Genomic DNA, 18,269 nt, shown 5'->3' with positions numbered 1-18,269 from the left:
ATCAGAATTTGGGCAATCTACTAGACAGGGAGGAGCAACTTAATATCCTCCGCATTCTCGCAGATCATTATCCAGAACCTGCTAATGTCCTTGGCACATTTGGTAAGCAACATGACAACACGTTAAAAGTTAATCTAGCATACCTGCAAGAGCACGGTTTGATTGACCTGACCATTATTCCGTCGCTGCAAGCACCCCACCCGCTGCCAACAGACGCGTCAATTCCAGCCAAGGGCTTAGATTTTCTTGCAGATGATGGTGGGCTCTCTGCGATTTTAGGCGTTGTAACAGTCCGTTTCGCAGACCAAGAAATTCGAAATCTTCTTGTTCAACGTATTGCAAATGAAGAAGGCGATGAAACCATAAAGAGCCGAATGGTGGAAGCCGTCCGATCTCTACCTGCCGAGGCAATAAAAGGGATTGGGACAAAAGCGATTGAGCACGGCATCGCAAGTTTTCCGGCTGGCTTAGCAGCCATAAGGGCAATGCTTGAAATCTAGTCCAACTAAGGAGCAGATTATGCAGCTTCCCGGTAAAAAGCTTCAAGAATTGATGTTGCCCGCCTATTCGCCATGCATTCACTTTGGCGCATGTCGAGAAGCAAAATTTGTCCCTGATTCAGGCCATGTACCTAGAGGTTTCCTCGGAGCAACAGGAGCTCTTGAAGAGGTTGAACTGGTAATGGTGTTTTCGCGACCTGGAAGCCCAAAACACGATGAACGCTACCAGCATACCAATAGCTCGGAACAGTTCCTCAAACAAAGCTCTGGATTTGTTTATGATTGCTTCAATTCTTGCCGCAGTCCGTTTCATAAAAACGCTAGATGGTTCATAAATCAGCGATATCCGGGCATGTCGTTCGATGAGCAATTGCGCCATGTATGGTTGACTAATGCTAGACTATGCTCAGTCCTCACGAAAGTGCGCCCCTCTCAAGACAACACATGCACAAATCAATTTCTTAGGAAACAAATATCGCTTTTGCCCAATGCGATTGTCGTGGCATTTGGGGACGTTGCTGAAAGCTATCTAAAGCCGCTAAACATTGACTACATCAAAGCTTATTCACTTTCGCCCCCCCGCCGCAAATTATAAGCCCGCAAAGCCAAGCTGGACGGCGGCATTAACCGAGATCCAGAACCGCAGACGATCCAAGTAAGGAGCAATCAGTGCCTAAATATTCGATTTTCAACCGCCCCAAGCACGATGTTACTGAAGTTATAATCACCAACAGAAAACCGGTTCCAGGCGGCACTGAACTCACGGGAAAATACCCTCTAGATATGACACAAAGTCAAGTTGAACAAATTGTCAAAGGCACCTTCGGTGGGCGATTTGAAGAATTCGACCAAGGCCGTTTCGTGTACACCGCCTATAATGACTAATCCTAAAAAGGAGACAAAAGTGGCAAAGCCTTTGGACAAATTTTATGGAGAGATCCTAAATCCTACGCTGACAGACTTTAAGTCTGAGCCTGAAATGCTTCACAGAGGCTTCAACGCTGTAGCCGTTGTCGATTCTTACTCAGCTCATATTTTCCAAGAACTTCTCACAAAAAAGAAAGATCCTTTCGTTGAGATCGGCGCTCCACCTCAAAGAGGGGATGACAGCAAGTTTAGGAATGAGCTCGCAAAGCAGGACCCAAATTTCAGACTACTTCGCGATATTGCAAAAGCGAACAAACATGCGCGATTATATCAGCACTCTCCAAAAGTGAATGGGTCTGATGATACTCAGCAAAAATCTCTTGGTTGGGGAGAAGGTGGTTTCGGAGAAGGCAGATACGGCGGCACGCCACAACTTTATGTAACTGATCTAGATGGAAAGGAACACAATCTAGAAAGTCTGCTAGATGCATCACTTGCTTTCTTAAATGGAATTGCAACTAAACATAACCTTCTATGAATTCCATTTAACAGGCAGGACTGAGAAAGCCCTGCCCTTCTTCATCAACTCTCCAACCGTGCCTCCAATAGAGATATCGGCACTACCACAGCCCTTCGCTGCTTACCATCGATCGTGATGGCATTTTGACTTTGGCAGGCGCCCACTAGCTTTTGGAGGGCCAGCTTCCAATTGCCATGCCACTGGGTGAGGCGGAAGACCTCCCAGAGGTATTCGTGGTCGTAGGCGATGGCCACACCGTCAGGATAGGCTTGCGGGCGTATCTTTATGCCAAGTTGCTCCATGCGCCGCGCAGCCATTTCATCCGCCAAGCCGAACGCCAGAGCCACTTTTACGCTCAGGTTATGCCCACAAGTGAAGTTTATCAGATGCTTTAGACAGCCTTCCGGATCATCTGCCGGAGTGCCTGCAGCCTCGTTTACGCCATCCCCGGCAATCTCCGGCAAACCCAGCTTGCCCCAAAGCGTCATTGCTGCTTCGCGCCCGTAGATATGCCGCGCTTCTGACAACAGATTGGCGCGGGCGTTCATCTCGTTGACCAGCAACACTTGCTTGGGATCAGCTGTCTCCGTCTTTGGCAGAGGAGCTGTAGAAACTGGGCCCATGGAGTATGTGCCTGTTCTGCGCAGAGCTGGAAGGACTTCAGAAGTCACCCACTTCTTGAACGTTTTCGCTGCAGGCTTTCTGGATTTAAAGATCAGGGAATAGAGGCCGCTCTCACTCACAGCAGTAACTTGACAACCTCCACGTCCACTCGGATTAGTAATCAGAGTGCGCTCATCCTGATCAAGATACTTGGTCGCATCACTAGGGTTTTGAAACCCCAGAACCGCGCAAACGTCCTTCGCAAGGAACCAGATCAGACCTTCAATAGCAATTGTTCGAACGGAGTAATCATCATCAAAGTCAAAAATAGTTAGAGCAGACATTACGCCGCCACCTCCCCTTCACTAAAAGAGGCAAACTCATCTTCAGCGCCATTCAATGTGGATCGCAAGCTCTCATGCTTGTCCTGCAGCGAGCCATGTAGCGCCAGAAGAGCTTCAAACAGAGGATCATCCACCACCATCTCATTAGAGATGCAGTTTAGAGCATCAAACAGCCCCACCATACGGATGATATCTGTATTCAGTTGAGTAAGAAGAGAATGAAATGCACGCAATTCCCGCGTGCTGTCATCAAGAACAGCCATGATCTAATCCTTTTAAAAGAACTAGCCTGACAGCCACCTGCGAAAATGGCGGCCAGACGCCACGGGTTCGCAGACCGATTAAAAGGTAAATCGGCAGGCCGAAGCCTCCCATAACGCCTGACCATAAGCGCAACAAAAAACGCGCTCAAAAAGAACGGTCTTTTGGCGCGGTGACGCCCTTTTAATAAACAGGCTGCGAAACCCGGCCCACCGCTTTCAGATGAGCTTGCACAGGTTGACCGAGGATGGGAAGGTTGTCAAGGGAGGTGCTTTTTGCATCCGCTATCAAGGAAATTATTCCGAATCCCGAACATTATTCGAGCTGCATTAAAGCTCATAAACTCATACTTGCCCTTATCACAACTGATAATTACCTCCCATAACCATTTGATTTCATTGAATATGAAGTAAATATGATCATTTAAGGTATGGACAAAACATAAAAAAAAACTACCTTTAGTTGAGTGGAAACCATAAAACACCCATAAGATTTCGCGCATTTACCGCAGCTCAACTTATGCCTTTAATGCATACCAAACATATGCGGGCTTTTCTTTATCGGTGTTTTAATGGATTTCAGTGTAAAACTTGAGGGTTCACCAGAAGGCACAATCGACGCTCTAAATCGGCTATTTACCCAGCTCAATTTTGGAGTTTATCACGTTATTGTTTTGACCTGCCTTCCAATAGCGATAGTGGTCACACCTTCAACAATCAGGGCGCTCACTCACATGATTAAAGTGATCGTAGACACAAAGGCGGAAGACCGCAGAAGAGACTTTAAAGTAGGACAAATACTTCGACTTCGCCTCTTAAATGAGCACAAAAAACGTAAGCAACGTGAGAAGGAGGACAATTAAATGGCTTTAACTGCAACTTTAGCGGTATTTCTTGTTCTCGGACTTTTTGTCGTCAGGGCGTTTGCAAACTCAATTACATTGCAGATGCAAGCTTACAAACATGCGTCAGATATCTTCTACGAACGCGCTCAGGATCTGATGAATTATGATTGCGTTTCAATCGAGATACTTAGCACCGTTGCAATGTACAGCAAGCTCATCAACAAACGATCTGCTTCAGTAATTCTGCTTAAAATCCTGAAAGATGACAGTCCTATTCAAGAGACTGAGAAATCTCACGCGATCCAAGAACAGCTAACCAAAGACCCTGAGTTGGAAAAATTATATTACCGAATGCTAATTCAGGGAACGTACGCAATGAGCTTAGCAACGCCGATCATTGGTATGTCTACTGTAAATGCGCTTATGAGCATCATATCTCCTGAAGAGGACGACAGAAAATCTGAAATTGCACCAGTTGGAATGACGTTGCTGACAAGAAACAAGGAATTCAGCAAGCTAAAAGCCTCTGACTGGTTTGCGAATACACGAGCTGCCTGAAAACCTTCAGGCAGCTGCTAAGCCCTAACTCCCCATCTTCGGCAGTCGCGGATTCTCTCGCCACCTTCGGGCTAACTTGATCAGCCCCTCAGATAAAGCCAGACCGCAAAGCCCAAGCACAAAGCCAGTCGCCCCTTCTACGCCTTCGCCCTGCGCCCCAAACCATGCCGAGATGGCTGGTGCAACGATCGGTGTCAAGTGACCGGCGAACAAAGCCCCTACGATCGCAGTCCCGACTGATCTCGATATCCACATCAGCCGGCTTCCATCGCGTTCCTCTCTGGAGGAGACGATTGCACGCACCAGGCCACCAAAGAAGCCCGCTGAAACATGCACCAGTTTTATTCCCAAAAATGCGTAAAGCGGATCGCTCATTTAAAACCAGCCTCCAAAAGCCAAGCAGAAAAAAAGCCCGGCATAATAGCCGGGCAGATGCACTCTAATCAGTCAGCTGACCTTACGGGTCAGTACACCAGGGAGCTACCTTTGTGCCTCCATCATACGGAACCGCATGACTGTGCTCGATCAGCAGAGCACCGAGATCCTCTCCAGATGGTAACGCAAGTTCGCCGACGACGCGGCCTGCATACTTCCCCAGCTCCACCTTAGTGAGCACCACCGTTTCGCCAGGTTTAGCCCGCGCCTTAACAAAGTCAGTGGCCTCACGTCCAAGCTGGTTCTCACGCTCCTTTATATGAACAGGCACATCTGCTGCCCGACCTCCATATTGAGCCCTACACCCGCTTCCGCGTTTTTCTGGTGTATCAACACCAGAGATCCGGACATCAATGCGCTTGTACTCATAGGGCCAGACCTCAACCATCACCCGCAAGGTGTCAGCATCAATCACTTTGATCAGCTCAGCGTTGAACGGGCCCGGCAACACCGGAGGCGCCGCCACTGCCTGAACCAACATCAACATCGGGAGTGCGAGAAATCCAATCAGTATATTCCGCATTCTCATGGGGACCTCTTAAGGTTTGGCAAGCAGGCTGATGCCAGTCATCCACTGCACACACTGCTCGCCGCAAAGCGTTGTAATTTGCTGTCACCTCTCGCAACCGGCTGTGGGCTGGAAGTGCATCCAGCTCATCTGCCACTGCAATTGAATATGCTGCGCTATAGGATTTCAGCGTAGGGCGTGGGAACCGCCACTCATAGCCCTTGGAAACGGCGCTATCAGCTTTCGTGCCCCACTCCACTATTGGGTTTATTTGCTCAAAGCCCCTGCTCGCGCAGGCGCTGAGTGAGATCGCGAGGGTCATCGTCAGCCAGCTCTTGCGCAGCTGCGTCCTCGGCCTCTCGCGCATTCTGTTCAAAATCATGGTGAACTTCCTGCTGGTCCGCCGTGGTAAGGCGTTCCTGAGTTTCACGTTGATCTTTACGCTCAAGAAAGACTTCCAGGACCGTCTTGAGCAGTGCTGCCAGTACTTGCTTCATGAGCATCACCGTTTTGGCTTAGGAGGCACTGGCAGCGGACCAAGTTTAGATGATTGCTCCCTGAGCGTGCCAAGTGTCTTTGCGCCAACTCTGCCAGCTACAAACTCCTCCAGGCCTTGCTGATCCAACTTGAAATGACGGATAGCGCCAGGTGCCTTTCGCACTGCATATCCCGCGAGTTCGGCAACTACCTCTGACTTAGTTGAGACCCGCAAAGATGAACGATTGCCTTCATAGGCATCAGTCAACATCTGCCGCAGTTTGGAAAGGACAATATCATCCAAAGTTTTGCGGTGCTTTTCATCCAGAACTACACCCGTGTATTTGACAAGCAGCCGCATGAGCCAGGCCAATACCGCCGAAACGAGTAGGCTGATAACACCTAGCAGGGTTGGCATCAGCGCATCGACCACGGGAGCCAGATCAATTGTATAACCGCCCTCACCCGCAGCATAAGCAGAGGGCAGAAGAACGAGCGAAAACGAGAGAATGCAAAGAGCAAGCATAAACAGCCCCTTTGCATAGGAGAGCATCCGATGCATTACAGTATCCTTTTAGATTGCTGAGAGAGTGGGCTTAGAATTTGCCCCAGGTCGCGTTGGTTCCGCGACTATCGATGTGGGTGAAGGTCTCGTAGGCACCGAGACCACCAACAAACCCACCTGCGGCCCGGTCATTGCGGAGCCATTCAAAACACTGGCCTGACGTCCAAACCCTTGCTTCGCAGGTCCAGTGCTGTGAACTTCACGTGCTGACTTTTCTCGGCACCGTCAATCGCCTCATTGTAGCCCGAACTACGATAGGCGCTTAAAATTGTCAGCGGCCCACCGGAAGCCTCACGCAGCCGATCGGCCACCATAATTGTGGGAACAATGTTTGACCAAAGCTCAGGTGGAGGCAGCGAGTTCAATCCGTAAGCCGGATGCTCTGGATTACTATGACTTTCGCCCATAAACATCAGTTCACCAGCTGAGAAATGGCGCAGCCCAAGGCCTGCGCAGAAAGCAGAAAAGCTCTCCGCACGTATTTGTTCGATTGCATTCATTGGGAAACCTCCAATAAAAAACCCGCCTCAGTGGGCGGGTTGACCGTTGCAGCACGCGCCACTAATGACGAAAACTGCGCATAAAATCTTACAACTAAGTAGCTTTGGCTTTACCTTCAATTTCTGTCAGTAATCCACCGCCTTTGGAGTAACTGTGGGTGACGCCTTCTGCGATAAACTCCAACCCGTCTACACCAGGGCGAACGCCCGTATATGTAAACGGTTGCCCAGCCAGAAAATCTGGTCTGCCCTCAATTGAAACTGTTGTGGTCACCTCACCGCGCAGCAGCTCTTTGGCACGTGCCTTAGCAGCCTCTCTTGCCTCGCCTTCAGAGCTGAAGGTCTCACGGATCTTGTAGGTGCCCTTCCCGCTCGCATCGCCCTGTGCCTCAACACTGACACGGCGGGCTTTGTTCGGGTCCTGATAGTACGCCTTAATCGTCTTGTACCGGCCACGATCTCCAAACCGCACGCGGCACGACCCTTCAATGATCTGGGTTTGCGAGATGGTTTGAACAGGAAGTTCCTTTCCACTCGCACTTTTACCGGTTCCTTTTTCGGCAAAAACCAGCCGGCCATCTTTGATAGCAAACAACGCACCATGGCGACGCGCAAGCCGTTCAAGCAGGTGCATATCCGATTCACTTTGCTGACCGAGCCACTCATAAACGTGGGCAGCAACTGCATCATCAATGACAGGCTTTAGTCCGTGCTCACCGGCTATCTGCTTCACAATGTCTTTGACGGACTTATTGTCAAAATGGCGTTCTTTCTGGGTCTTCAGGTCTTCCGTTACATCCGCGCCTTGTCCTGGCACATTGAGGAGATACGGCAGGCACTGCACCTCAATTTCGCTGGCCGTATATTCGCCTTTGTACACCAGACCACTGGTGGCGTACCCCATCCAAACCTTGATCTTAGCTTTTGGCTTTGGCAGCGCGACAAAGGGAGGACCATCCTCCAGTTCGAGATCAACGGTATCTGATCGCGTACCTTCACGGTCCACCACTCGGATGGAAATCAAGCGTTCCAGAAACAGCCCCGAAACGGGTTTGCCGTCGATAGAGACTTTTACGATTGGCCGCATTGTCTAATCCCAGAGCTTCAGCGTGGTTGTCTCATTACCGCTTAAAACCGGCATAGAGATCCTGGTTCCACGCGGCACAATAGGTGTGAGCCCCACAAGGTGGGTGTTTGCCGCCAGCACCGCTTCAACGCTGCCTCTGGTATGGCCGTAATACTGCGAGCAGATCAGGTCCAGAGGGCGCTCCATGTCCACCTCAATCAGTTCCGCCATGTGTGCTCCGTGAGTTGAGTTAAAAGATCGAAGCGACAGCTCCAATCACATTAAAAAAACTGCTTGGGTAGGCCAGCAGCTCGATGGTGTATTCATTTTGCCCCGGTGTACCGATCCGGTTGTGAAGGCTTTGAGCTTCTTCAACCCCTTGTATGGTGTGAGATCCAAATACCCGCCCACCAATAGACACCAACATCAACGGCACACCCTGCCTGGCAGCAAGACGCACACCGTCAAGCGTTGTTTGCCCGCCGAATTCTTGCGGAAACAGGACTCCATTGATGCGGATGGTTTCAGAGCCGGGGCCCGTCCATTGCTGGGCATGCATACGCCCGGCAGTTTCCTGCGTGGCCCACCGGGTTTCCAGTGTCCGTTCCAGCTCTGTATAGCCAAAGCCGTGCGCATGAAACAAAAATGGCCCCAGCGCCATGGGAATTGGTCCAGCCATAGCCACTCCATAAGTTTGTAAGATTACATCCCGCCATCAGAATGATACTGGCGAAGAGCTTTAACGCTCTCTCGTCCTACATCCTTGCCCAATGAGCGAGCGTCTCTGCCACTTCCACCGGACACATGTACATGAAGCTCACCCACAAGCGGTGCACTACGAGCTGTACTGCCAGCCCCTTGCTGCTGAGTAGCTGGCGGAGTAAACAAGGCAGCTGGAGCAGGCGGTTGCGGTAAAGACAAGCCAATGGGCATTGCAATCGCAGCAGATGCCGCAAGTGCTCTGATTTGTTTCAGTTGGTTGTTGTTGGAGACATATTGGCCCCTCTCGGTCCAGATGTATTCCGGTCCGTTTTCTCCAACGAGCGCCGGACCACGGCCTGTGACACCACCTCTTGCAAAAGCTGGCAATGGCTTTGCTCTGGGGGCGTTTGCTGGCACCATTACCGCTTTAATCTGGTCTACTTTTTGTTGCAGGGCCGGCGCGATCTGCGAGGCCCGCAGATCTTTTTCAAGCTTGGCAATTGTTTGTGTCAGCTGCTCGCGCATACGGTTCAGGGTCATAAGCTGGGAAGCCTCCTGAGGCGTCCCTTTCACCTTGGCAATCTTGTCGTCAACGAACGCCAGCTTTTCCTTCGCCGTTGCCAGGTCGCCGGTGAAGGCACTCTTGTTTTTGGTTTCTCGGGGGCCATAGATCTGATCACGTATTGCAGTCAGCTCTTTTGGCGTTTCTGCCAGCGGATTATAGCGTTGCAACCAATCATCCCGCCCCTTCCAGTACTCTTCAACTTTTTCCTGGAACAGGTCAGCTTGAAGACCGGCTTTCGCGTGAGCAGGAAATACCTTTCCCACCCCAACATCAATCTTTTCCGCCGCAAATTCAGCAATATCACGTTGCGCTTTTGCTGTAGCTACAATCATTGCAGCCACACCGACCTTGCCAATAAAATCATTCGCAGAATCTAAAACACTCTCTTCCCCTTCTGAAGAAGCCCCCTTTTTTGTAGCATCAGGGGGCCGCCCGTCTTTCAGGCTTGCCCCTCCAGCCACGGCCAGATCGCCCAGTAAAACACCACCCCTGTGCCCAGTGAGCTTGCTACGCGCCGACTTAAGCCCAATGGCAGCAATCGTTGCAGTTGCAACAAGCGTGGTCAGCGCACCGCCCACTGCAACTAATCCAGCCAAAACAGCGGCGATGGTACCTGCAATCTTGGCTTCATCTGGATTTTCTCTTACCCATTCACGCAACGGCGCAAGAAACGCGCGAAGGCTCCTGGAAACTGCACGGACAACGGGCAACATAGTTTCCCCAAACTCCGCTTTCAGCGCATACATCTCATTGGAAAGCAGTTGCAGTTCGTTTTTGGTTGTCGCTGATTTTGAAGCGTATTCGGCTTCAGCAGAGCCTTTATATCCCACATGGACATCATTTGGATCGTACTGCCCGTCATTTTCAACCAGCTTGTAGGTGTCTTTTAGTAGCTGGACATTCGCAGTCAAGCCTCCAAAAGCAATCGCTTCCTGACCAAACAATTTTTTCTCAATCGCCAAACGACGATACTCTTCCACACCTTCCAGTTTTTCAACCACTTTGAGCAAAGTACCAAAAGCATCAACCTGCATATCCTTGGCAACCTGGACAGGGTCCATGCCAATTTCCTCAAAGGCCTCCCTCTTATCTTTGCTTAAAGTATCTGCACCGGTCAGAGTATTGACCACATTCTTAAATGTAGTGGCAACAACTTCCGGCGCAAAGTTATTGGCGATCATGGACGAGCCAAGTGCAAGCGTTTGATTTTGGGTAAGGCCTGTTTTCTCAAAAATACCGGCGACACGGGAGAAGTAATTGAGCAGGTCAGGTGCTATGGAGGACGTATTGTTGGAAAGATGGTTCACCGCATCCACATAGTCCGCCAAGCCGTCCATATCTGTATTCAAAGAGGTTTTCGTCTTTGCCAGCACTTTACCGGTCAGCCCGCCATCAAGATCGAATGCCACACCAGACTTACCGGCGAGTTCGGTAAAGCGAGGTAAATCCTCCTTTGCAATACCCGCCGAGGCACCCTCTGCCTGCAAGGCAAACAGCTCTGTCAGGGGCATAGCAATCTGCGTTGATTTTTCAATTGTCGCCTGTTTGAATTTCTTTTCTTCTGCCTCGTCGGTAAAGTTTGTTTTGGCTTTCACATCAGCAAAAGCATCCTCAACATCAATCGCAACATCCACAGGGTTGAACATGGCCCGCAAAGTTCTTTGGGCACCATAAAAAGCAGCAGCACCACCAGCACCAACCGCCGCCGTTTTAACAGCCCGACCCTTCATGGCTTGCTGCTTTTGCTCCCTTACCTGAGATGCTTTCTTTTGCTGTGCTAGCTTGGTATTCTGCGCGTCTATGGCCTTGCTGGTTTTGCCCATAGCCGCTGCAAGTTTCAGCTCTTCAGATGTCAGGTCTTCCACGCTCATTCCAGCTGAACGCATATCGCCTTTCATATCAGAGACGGACTTAGAAACTTTCCGCGTTTCCTTAGAAAGCTTTTCCGCCCCTTCTTCTGCCTGATCGTAGGCCCGACCAACTTTTTTCGCCTCACGCGTTGTGCTGGCAAGCTGCTTGGAAAGAGTTTTAGCTTCCTGCCCGGCCTCTTTGGTCTCAGTGTTAAGTGCAGTCAGCTGCTCTTTCTGTGCAGTCCGTGTTGCTTTCAGGCCCTGCTCTTCTGCCTTCAGTTCAGCAATAGCAGTCTTCAGGCCATCAATCGGTTCCTTAGCTTTCTTGGCTGCGCGCATCTGCTCTTCCAGAGCCTTTCGCGCTGCTTGATTGCTCGCCAGCTGTTTGCTGGTTTCAGCCTGTTCAGCCTTCAGGCGCTGCATACGGTCGGCAAGCAGCATCACCCGATCACTTGCTGACTCATAAGATCCGGCCAGCAATTTGGCCTGACTATTCAAACCCGCAAGTTGTTCCCGCCTACCTGCAACCTCCGTATAAGCTGCTTTGGTTTTATTCTTCAGGCTGTCCAGCTGGCCTTCCAGTTTCCTGAAGTCCCCGAGCTGGTTCATTTTGTTGTTGAGGGTTTTCACCTCTCGCACCCATGGCTCGGAAAACTTCTTTGCGGCCTGCGCACTCGCACCCGTGGTCTTTTGAAACTCGCGGGTCATGTTGGAGACCACGCGCAAGTTCAATTGGGTTTCAATCTTGCGCATGGCATGCTCCAGTTTGCTTTAATTATCGCCGGGAGGTCTCAAAAGCTTCCCGCTTGATCCTCTGGGCTTCATAGAAATAGTCGATGGCTTTTTGCGGTGACAGCTGTTCCACATGGCTGAGCGGCGTGGATAGGTGAGCGGCAATCTCTGCCGCCACCTGTAGCCAGCTTAAGCTTGTTCCGTCACCGCTTCCGCGTTTGGGTCTTCACCCTCACCCGGTCGCTTATCAGGAGGAAGAAACAGCGGAACCGTTTGCATGTCGCACGCGTTGTAATCATAAAGCTTCAGACGCTTGATGACAGGCAGGCTCACATCGGCAAGAGCTGCCAACAACACAGCGTTGCTTTCCAGAGTGTCCTTTTCAAACTTCTCGGCCTGAATCATGTCCGCAACAGTGGGTTCGCGAAACACAAGCTCGTTATAGGTCCGCCCATCATGCTCGACAGGCGATTGCAGTTTTACAGTGATCTGATCCATGTCGGTCTCTTAAAGCTGGAGTGCACTGCGGATGCTGTCATATTGCGACACACCGCCAATCTTCACGTCGAAATCATCCATATCAACAATCTGGGCACCGTCGATTTCCAGTTTCATTGAGTGGACCGAGACCTGATAATCCGTCTCTGATTTATCACCTGGCTTCCAGCCTCCGGGATCAACCTCGCGCAGGAAGCCGCGCATGTAACAGGTGGCGCTATGAGTGGTGCCGTCCTCATCAGCAAACGCCCCGGTAGCGAGAAAATCCTTTTCAACACCAGCTGCCAGCCCGAAGAGCTTCAAAGTCTCAGGGTCAAAGGCTGTCATTTTGAAGCTCATTTCCAGCTTCTCATAGCCAAGGACCACATCGCGTTCTTTGATCATGCCGGCATTGCGCATGCTCTCGGTTTTCACCGTGAGCTTGGGAATGGTGATTTCACTTGCGTTGCCCACTTTGGAATCGCGATCCACGAAAATGGTGCAGTTGCGCAAGATGTATTGCGGTGTCTCTTTCATGGGGTTTCCTTAAACGGAGGTGGTCAGAACACCGTTCAACAGCTCGGTGTAATAGGTGATGTTGCGGTGAGCGATGAAGCGGATATCTTCCATGGGAGCTGGCGGTTCAAAGTCCACGGCCAGCGTGATTTTGCCGCCTGCCATGGCCTCGTCCGTGTTGCGCTCCATGTCCAGCCAGACCTTACCGCCCAGGATCGCACCTTCAGCCTTGAGCTTGGCCATGAAGGCATTCCCGCTCTCAACCATGAACCGCAGGTTGGCTTTGGAGAACGGCTTATCGACAAACTCCATGTAAGCGCTGCGGATAGCATCATTGATGAAATCAGCCGTCCGGCGCACCGCCATAAACCGCCAAAGATCATCCCCGCCAGAAAGCCGGTTGCCCCATGTCTTAAAGCCGTCTCCATGATTGATGATGGTGGCAATGCCGCGCTCATTGAGATAGTCGGTCTGGGGGCCATACGCGATCGGGCGGGACACCGCCGTAACACCGTTGATTGTTTTGTTGGAGAGCGACCACCAGAACCCGTGCGTGCGATCCGTTTTTGCCTGCACACCGCAAAAATACGGCGCGGATGGCTTAAACCGGTTAGCATTGAGATCCGTGTCCCAGTCGCCAACCTTTGGATCAACAATAAAGATACGCGGGTGGGCATTTACTTCCTTAAAGTTCACCGCGTCCTGATCCGTGCTATCAGGTCCATCAACGATGCCGATGGCTTCAAGCTCACCCAGAACACCGCCAAGCTCAGCAATCACCGGATCACCAACCGCGCCAATATTGACAGTCGCGGTTGCCCCGTTGCCATCCCCGTTCAAGGTAGCTGTGGCATTGGTGTAACCGGAACCGGCCTTGGTAATCACCAGTTCGGTGATTGCCCCTTCCAAGACCATTGCAATTGCCTCAGCCCCGGTGCCATCACCTGCAATCGTAACGGTTGTGGCATCGGTATAACCGGCACCACCACTTGTCACATTGATGGATTGCAGGCCTTTATCTTCAAAGCTGCCAGTAAAGCCAGGAATGGCAATCAGGCGCGGTGTCAGGCCATGCGCCGACTGGCATTTTTTGAGCGCGTGGATACCGGTGAGCGTGGAGGCTTCACCGATCACGTTAGAAAGCGTTGCGGCAGCGTCTACCCCTTCCGCAACGCGGATCACAAACACGTAGGTTCCCACCTGTTTAAACACCGCATCAACGCCATCGCGCAGATTTCCGTCCCCAAGCAATGCCGCCTTGCTCTGGTCCCCTAAAAGCAACACCGGCTCGTTCAAAGGGAAGGCTTCAGCATCGGCACCTTCAGCAGTGCCAATCAATGCGATGGTAGAGGTTTGGGCAATCTCGATAAGAATGGGGTTTTCAGCAGATTCAAAGACCCGCACCCCATGGTGAAAGCTGACATCAGCCATTCAATTCTCCATAAAAAAACCGGCCACACAGGACCGGATACGGATGAAACTCAAAAGGAAGGGAAGCGGCTTAAAACTGCTCTGTCAGTGCAACCACTTCAGGCGGACACTCCGGCCAGCTGGCATCCTGTGTGAAATCAGTACCCGGATCTTCAGCAAGTTCCAGGCATTTGGAGCGCATAGCACTCACCCAATCCAGTGCAGCCTTTGTGCTGGTCAAAAGCGTGACTTCATCAGCACTTCGCTCAGCAACGGCTTTGCCAGCAATGGCAGCCGCAGCCGTTGCCATGTTCATCTGGGTCTCAGCGCTGGCGCGGGCATAAATGCGCTTGCGGCATTCCGCTTTGATAAGCTTTAAATTCTCAGCAGAGAGGGTGTCGTCTATCACCACCTGGGGAACGCCATGAGCTCGCAGAGAGGCTGGCTCAAATTGTATAAAGTCCCGCCCCATATAGTTAAGCGAAATATTAGCCATCTGATCCTCTTAAATTTTTTCCAGATTTGTGGTGATTGAAGAAATGCTGCTTGCCTCTGTGCCGGCCGGATCTGTAAATCCTGATACAAGTTTGCCCAAATAGGGGTTATCACTTGTGGTGCACTCGAACAGAACAACGGTGCCGATTGCAAGTGGAGCAAATACATTCCCGAAAATATTTTCTGGCAGAGAGAGGTCGCAGTAGCTCATGAACAAAGAGGGCATACCCAGATCTCGCGAATAGCCAACTCTGATTGGGCTAGCGATAGAACGGCGTATCATATTTGAGTATGGCGCAGTGAGTTCGGGTACTTGCAGTTTAACATTATTGAGCAAAACCATAGAGCGGCCCGCCATATTAATCCCTCTTAAACCGCGCACTTCCTGCCCATTATCACCAAGGGAATACGGCTGAAAAGTTAGAGTATGCTGTTCGCCAACACTGTCAATGTAAAGCCCCTGGTGATTGAGAGAGACTATCTCAGAAAAATGATAATCAGACAGCAATTTAACCTTGCAGATGCCAACCTCAGGCACCCTCTTTACAGCTTTTTCAATTGACCGTAAGGGCTCATTTTCGTTTCCAGAGTTATCATCGTCTCCGTTTATCTGATCAACCCAGAACACCTTCATCATATCCGGTGCGGCTGCGAGCGCGGCCTTGCGCTCCACCTCGGCCTCATTGCGATAGTTCGCAAAATACTCTTGCAACTTGCGGCTTTCACTAACCAGCCCTGCAATATCTCCTGAAAGTGACATCTGCCTACCTTTCTCGTTTTAAGTGGGTTAAGCTGCCGCGATGGGAAGCGTTCCTGCCTGGATCAGGTCCAGCGTTTCTTGTTGATGGGATTGAAGCTTGGCAAGTTCATCAGCCCTCACATCAGCTTTGGCCTGCGCCAACATGTTTGCAGTGATAGCCGTTGCCAATTGTGCAAACTCCTCGCCATAAAACAGCTGCAGATCCACATCACCCGAGACCTGAATGACGCCCTGAGGAAGTGTCGCAAGTGCCAGCACAAAGGAAAAAGCAATCGGTACGCCTGGGGTGTATTGAGCTAATGGCGTGTCAGGGTCTGACCATACGGCCAGCAATGTGCCATCCTCTAACATCACACCAAGCTCAGCCAGTGTGAACCCGGTGTTCCCGTCAATCTTGGCCGTAATCTCCATCTGAAAATCATCCAGATAACGAGATCCAATTAACTCGATACGGGCTTTCTCTGATTTCAGACTGTTCTCATTGCCTGTTGGCGTGTAACGCGAAGTGCCAAAGGCCAGGTGTGTGATCCTGGCATGAAGGCTGGCATCTGAGGCATCAAAGATGGATCGCATGCCAGCGCGCGTGAGTGTTGGATTGATGGCCTTAAGGCTCATGTTAAAAGCTCTCCATGAAGTGAAAGAAACGAATGCCCTCGAGCAGTTGCGGCACAACCAAGAACGGCCCCCATTTGCGGGAGAACCGGCTCAGCTGTTTGCGCCATGAAGGCAACACCATGTGCTATCGTGCCTGCGCTAAGCGTTGCTCCACTTTCGGGAAGAACCATTGCGCCCATCGGCTGCGTGAAGGCATTGGAACGACCTGCAAGACCAATACTGAGCGACGTCTCAAACTGCGCCCCAATCTGGAAACTAAAGCCCCGCGATTTTGGTTTGGTTGCTGAGATTGTGCTCAGGATGTTTTCTTGCAACCTGGTATCCAGAACCGGCCCATCAGCAAAGATTTGCTCATTGGCAAAAGCTGTAATCTGAAACGTGCCAGCTACGCCCGAGCCGCCCTCCTGCCACCATTCCAGCAAGTGCGCTGCCACCCCAAGAGCTGTGAGGGCAGTCTTAATTGAGTAAGGAGTGCCTTTGTATTTGTGCACCTCTTTCGAGACAGCCAGCACACGGCGTTTGACTTGCTCAGGCCATTCCCGGTCCCACACATCAACGGAAAGCTCCCAGCCCAGATGGTCAAGCAGGCTTGCAGGTGCTTTCAAAGGGTCCAGACAATCGCGAATAACCTCAGCTGGAAGACCAGACATACGGTCTTCAACAAGATCCATTGCCACGGCAATATCAGCAGAGTTCGGCGGGAGCACAGTTTGGCGGGAAGCCTTATCAGACATTGCGCCACCCTCCGGTGATGGAGGTAACGATGATTTTGACAGAAGACGCGTAAGGCGCTTCGAAAGGCCCGACCATCACATCAGCCGCAGGCTTGGTGATGATCACCTCCTCCACACCATCTACTTTCAATGCAGCTGCAAGTGTGGTGCGATAGAGCGGGCGACCTATGGCAAGGCGCGTTGAAGTAAACTTTTGCAAAGTTGCAAGCGCCTGCTCTTCAACGAGTGAGGCCGTTGCAGCTGAAACAACTTGCAGCTCGGCTTCAACTTCATAGTGAACAGGTGTCGCAGAGATAACCGTCAGCTTGTCACCCACGGGCCTGCGTTTGTCTGATTTCAGGTTCCGATAAACGCTCTCCAACAGAGCATCACTCGCGCGCCCGTCGCCAGTTCTGGAAAGGACACAAATCACGGGCTCAGCAGGAGGAATTGGCGGGTCCAGATTGTCATCAGGCCCATAAGGCACAACATCCAACACATCACCGGAGGCCTGCAAAGCCCAGTAGACGTATGCACCTTCAGGCCCGTAAGGAGAGTAGCTTTCCAGCACCAGCTGAATGCGCGCCCTATAACTCTCATCATCCTCATAAATGACGTTTTCAGGGTCACTGTCATCCAGAACCAAGCGGGCAACGCCCCGCCCTGCTCCGCGATGATCAAGATCAGATCCGGTTGCCGTTGCAAGCAGAACAGATTTCACCGCCGCATTGATGCGCGCATTCATGTAAAGCTCGCGCGATGCTCCTGCCTCACTTAAATAGCGGGCGGGCGATGCTGCTATTGAGCGCGCCAGTGCCATGATCTCATCAGCTTCAGCCTGTTCAAAGCGGCCATCACGCAAGTGACGGTCCAGCTCAACAAGGCGGGCTTCAAGCAAAGCATTATAGTCCAGCTCCACCACAGCGGAGGGCTCCGGCAATGTTGCCAGATCAAGCGCAGCAAAGCGGCTCATGATGTTATCCTGATGTCGGAAGTTAAAGGCCAGAGATCGGCACAGATAAGGTTTGCTCTCCACCTTCCGGCGTGGTGTCGCCGTGATGGCCTCTTGGCAAATAAGTGCCAACCAGGTTCAAGAGGATTTTGCCAGGTCCGGCCTGAGATACACTCAAAGAGCTGAGAGATAACCTTGGTTCCCATTGCTCCAGAGCTGTAGCCACGGCCACAAACAACGCCAGAATGCCAGCATCATTTGAGGGAACATCCACCAGGTTTGGCAGGTCAGATCCAAACTCACGCAGGAAAACCCGTGTATTTTTGGGAGTAGAGAACAAGCGGTTGATGGACTGGACCACGTGAGCCCAGCCTGAAACTTCCCCACCCGTTGTCTCACTTAAGTCCTTACCGGCCATGTTCTAGCCAGCTCTT

25 protein-coding genes are annotated in these 18,269 nt (G+C 51.3%); 5 read left to right on the top strand and 20 right to left on the bottom strand.

What is annotated here, in order from left to right; all coding sequences use genetic code 11:
• Positions 1-8: 8 nt before the first annotated feature.
• From PPL9_RS30010 to PPL9_RS29995, 4 genes are all read left to right on the top strand, one after another.
• The gene (locus PPL9_RS30010) at positions 9-500 is read left to right on the top strand and encodes a hypothetical protein (protein ID WP_057466137.1); all 492 of its coding nucleotides are present in this window, start codon (positions 9-11) and stop codon (positions 498-500) included.
• A 19-nt stretch (positions 501-519) separates the two neighbouring features.
• Positions 520-1,095, top strand: a complete 576-nt coding sequence (locus PPL9_RS32210; protein WP_152986875.1) for a hypothetical protein — start codon at positions 520-522, stop codon at positions 1,093-1,095.
• Between the two features lie 74 nt (positions 1,096-1,169).
• The gene (locus PPL9_RS30000) at positions 1,170-1,385 is read left to right on the top strand and encodes a hypothetical protein (protein ID WP_057466135.1); all 216 of its coding nucleotides are present in this window, start codon (positions 1,170-1,172) and stop codon (positions 1,383-1,385) included.
• Between the two features lie 19 nt (positions 1,386-1,404).
• The gene (locus tag PPL9_RS29995; protein ID WP_152986874.1) at positions 1,405-1,905 is read left to right on the top strand and encodes a hypothetical protein; all 501 of its coding nucleotides are present in this window, start codon (positions 1,405-1,407) and stop codon (positions 1,903-1,905) included.
• Between the two features lie 44 nt (positions 1,906-1,949).
• Here PPL9_RS29995 and PPL9_RS31755 read toward each other — a convergent pair whose 3' ends face one another.
• Both PPL9_RS31755 and PPL9_RS29985 read right to left on the bottom strand, forming a co-directional pair.
• On the bottom strand, positions 1,950-2,834 hold the full coding sequence (locus tag PPL9_RS31755) for a Bro-N domain-containing protein (RefSeq protein WP_082597178.1): 885 nt from the start codon (positions 2,832-2,834) through the stop codon (positions 1,950-1,952).
• The gene (locus PPL9_RS29985; RefSeq protein ID WP_057466133.1) at positions 2,834-3,097 is read right to left on the bottom strand and encodes a hypothetical protein; all 264 of its coding nucleotides are present in this window, start codon (positions 3,095-3,097) and stop codon (positions 2,834-2,836) included. The genes PPL9_RS31755 and PPL9_RS29985 overlap by 1 nt, the downstream gene beginning before the upstream one ends.
• Before the next feature lie 860 nt (positions 3,098-3,957).
• Between PPL9_RS29985 and PPL9_RS29970 the strand changes: the two genes are divergently transcribed.
• Entirely contained in the window at positions 3,958-4,497 is a 540-nt protein-coding gene (locus PPL9_RS29970) for a hypothetical protein (RefSeq protein WP_057466130.1), read from the top strand.
• A 24-nt stretch (positions 4,498-4,521) separates the two neighbouring features.
• On the opposite strand, the gene PPL9_RS29965 is transcribed toward PPL9_RS29970, so the two are convergent.
• From PPL9_RS29965 to PPL9_RS29880, 18 genes are all read right to left on the bottom strand, one after another.
• The gene (locus tag PPL9_RS29965; protein WP_057466129.1) at positions 4,522-4,872 is read right to left on the bottom strand and encodes a hypothetical protein; all 351 of its coding nucleotides are present in this window, start codon (positions 4,870-4,872) and stop codon (positions 4,522-4,524) included.
• An 82-nt stretch (positions 4,873-4,954) separates the two neighbouring features.
• Positions 4,955-5,461 (bottom strand): thermonuclease family protein, encoded by a 507-nt coding sequence (locus PPL9_RS29960; protein ID WP_152986873.1) that lies wholly within the window; start codon positions 5,459-5,461, stop codon positions 4,955-4,957.
• Positions 5,462-5,715: 254 nt separating this feature from the next.
• Positions 5,716-5,937 (bottom strand): hypothetical protein, encoded by a 222-nt coding sequence (locus PPL9_RS29955; RefSeq protein WP_152986872.1) that lies wholly within the window; start codon positions 5,935-5,937, stop codon positions 5,716-5,718.
• A gap of 5 nt (positions 5,938-5,942) precedes the next feature.
• A complete protein-coding gene (locus tag PPL9_RS29950) occupies positions 5,943-6,479 on the bottom strand; it encodes a hypothetical protein (protein WP_057466126.1) in 537 nt (178 codons plus the stop codon).
• A 146-nt stretch (positions 6,480-6,625) separates the two neighbouring features.
• Positions 6,626-6,982 (bottom strand): D-Ala-D-Ala carboxypeptidase family metallohydrolase, encoded by a 357-nt coding sequence (locus PPL9_RS29945; RefSeq protein ID WP_057466125.1) that lies wholly within the window; start codon positions 6,980-6,982, stop codon positions 6,626-6,628.
• A gap of 94 nt (positions 6,983-7,076) precedes the next feature.
• Positions 7,077-8,069, bottom strand: coding sequence for a contractile injection system protein, VgrG/Pvc8 family (locus tag PPL9_RS29940; protein WP_057466124.1), 993 nt, complete (start codon positions 8,067-8,069; stop codon positions 7,077-7,079).
• 3 nt (positions 8,070-8,072) lie between these two features.
• The gene (locus tag PPL9_RS29935) at positions 8,073-8,279 is read right to left on the bottom strand and encodes a tail protein X (RefSeq protein WP_200962391.1); all 207 of its coding nucleotides are present in this window, start codon (positions 8,277-8,279) and stop codon (positions 8,073-8,075) included.
• A gap of 19 nt (positions 8,280-8,298) precedes the next feature.
• Positions 8,299-8,727: a phage tail protein gene (locus tag PPL9_RS29930; RefSeq protein ID WP_057466123.1), complete on the bottom strand. Its 429-nt coding sequence runs from the start codon at positions 8,725-8,727 to the stop codon at positions 8,299-8,301.
• A 23-nt stretch (positions 8,728-8,750) separates the two neighbouring features.
• Positions 8,751-11,918 carry a phage tail tape measure protein gene (locus PPL9_RS29925; RefSeq protein ID WP_057466122.1) on the bottom strand — a complete coding sequence of 1,056 codons (3,168 nt, stop codon included), beginning with the start codon at positions 11,916-11,918 and terminating at the stop codon, positions 8,751-8,753.
• A gap of 168 nt (positions 11,919-12,086) precedes the next feature.
• The gene (locus tag PPL9_RS29920; RefSeq protein ID WP_057466121.1) at positions 12,087-12,395 is read right to left on the bottom strand and encodes a phage tail assembly protein; all 309 of its coding nucleotides are present in this window, start codon (positions 12,393-12,395) and stop codon (positions 12,087-12,089) included.
• 9 nt (positions 12,396-12,404) lie between these two features.
• Positions 12,405-12,911: a phage major tail tube protein gene (locus PPL9_RS29915; protein WP_057466120.1), complete on the bottom strand. Its 507-nt coding sequence runs from the start codon at positions 12,909-12,911 to the stop codon at positions 12,405-12,407.
• Positions 12,912-12,920: 9 nt separating this feature from the next.
• Complete coding sequence (locus tag PPL9_RS29910; RefSeq protein WP_057466119.1) at positions 12,921-14,321, bottom strand: phage tail sheath C-terminal domain-containing protein; 1,401 nt, start codon at positions 14,319-14,321, stop codon at positions 12,921-12,923.
• A 70-nt stretch (positions 14,322-14,391) separates the two neighbouring features.
• A complete protein-coding gene (locus PPL9_RS29905; protein ID WP_057466118.1) occupies positions 14,392-14,796 on the bottom strand; it encodes a hypothetical protein in 405 nt (134 codons plus the stop codon).
• Positions 14,797-14,805: 9 nt separating this feature from the next.
• Complete coding sequence (locus tag PPL9_RS29900; RefSeq protein ID WP_057466117.1) at positions 14,806-15,555, bottom strand: hypothetical protein; 750 nt, start codon at positions 15,553-15,555, stop codon at positions 14,806-14,808.
• 27 nt (positions 15,556-15,582) lie between these two features.
• Positions 15,583-16,170 carry a phage tail protein gene (locus PPL9_RS29895; RefSeq protein WP_057466116.1) on the bottom strand — a complete coding sequence of 196 codons (588 nt, stop codon included), beginning with the start codon at positions 16,168-16,170 and terminating at the stop codon, positions 15,583-15,585.
• Complete coding sequence (locus PPL9_RS29890; protein ID WP_057466115.1) at positions 16,167-16,904, bottom strand: phage tail protein I; 738 nt, start codon at positions 16,902-16,904, stop codon at positions 16,167-16,169. The genes PPL9_RS29895 and PPL9_RS29890 overlap by 4 nt, the downstream gene beginning before the upstream one ends.
• Positions 16,897-17,856 carry a baseplate J/gp47 family protein gene (locus PPL9_RS29885; RefSeq protein ID WP_057466114.1) on the bottom strand — a complete coding sequence of 320 codons (960 nt, stop codon included), beginning with the start codon at positions 17,854-17,856 and terminating at the stop codon, positions 16,897-16,899. The genes PPL9_RS29890 and PPL9_RS29885 overlap by 8 nt, the downstream gene beginning before the upstream one ends.
• Positions 17,857-17,878: 22 nt before the next feature.
• Complete coding sequence (locus PPL9_RS29880) at positions 17,879-18,253, bottom strand: GPW/gp25 family protein (RefSeq protein WP_057466113.1); 375 nt, start codon at positions 18,251-18,253, stop codon at positions 17,879-17,881.
• Positions 18,254-18,269: the final 16 nt, after the last annotated feature.

Origin of the sequence: Pseudovibrio sp. POLY-S9, from assembly GCF_001431305.1 — a bacterium.
Taxonomy (GTDB): Bacteria; Pseudomonadota; Alphaproteobacteria; order Rhizobiales; family Stappiaceae; genus Pseudovibrio.
This window is presented reverse-complemented; position numbering and strand designations above follow the sequence as displayed.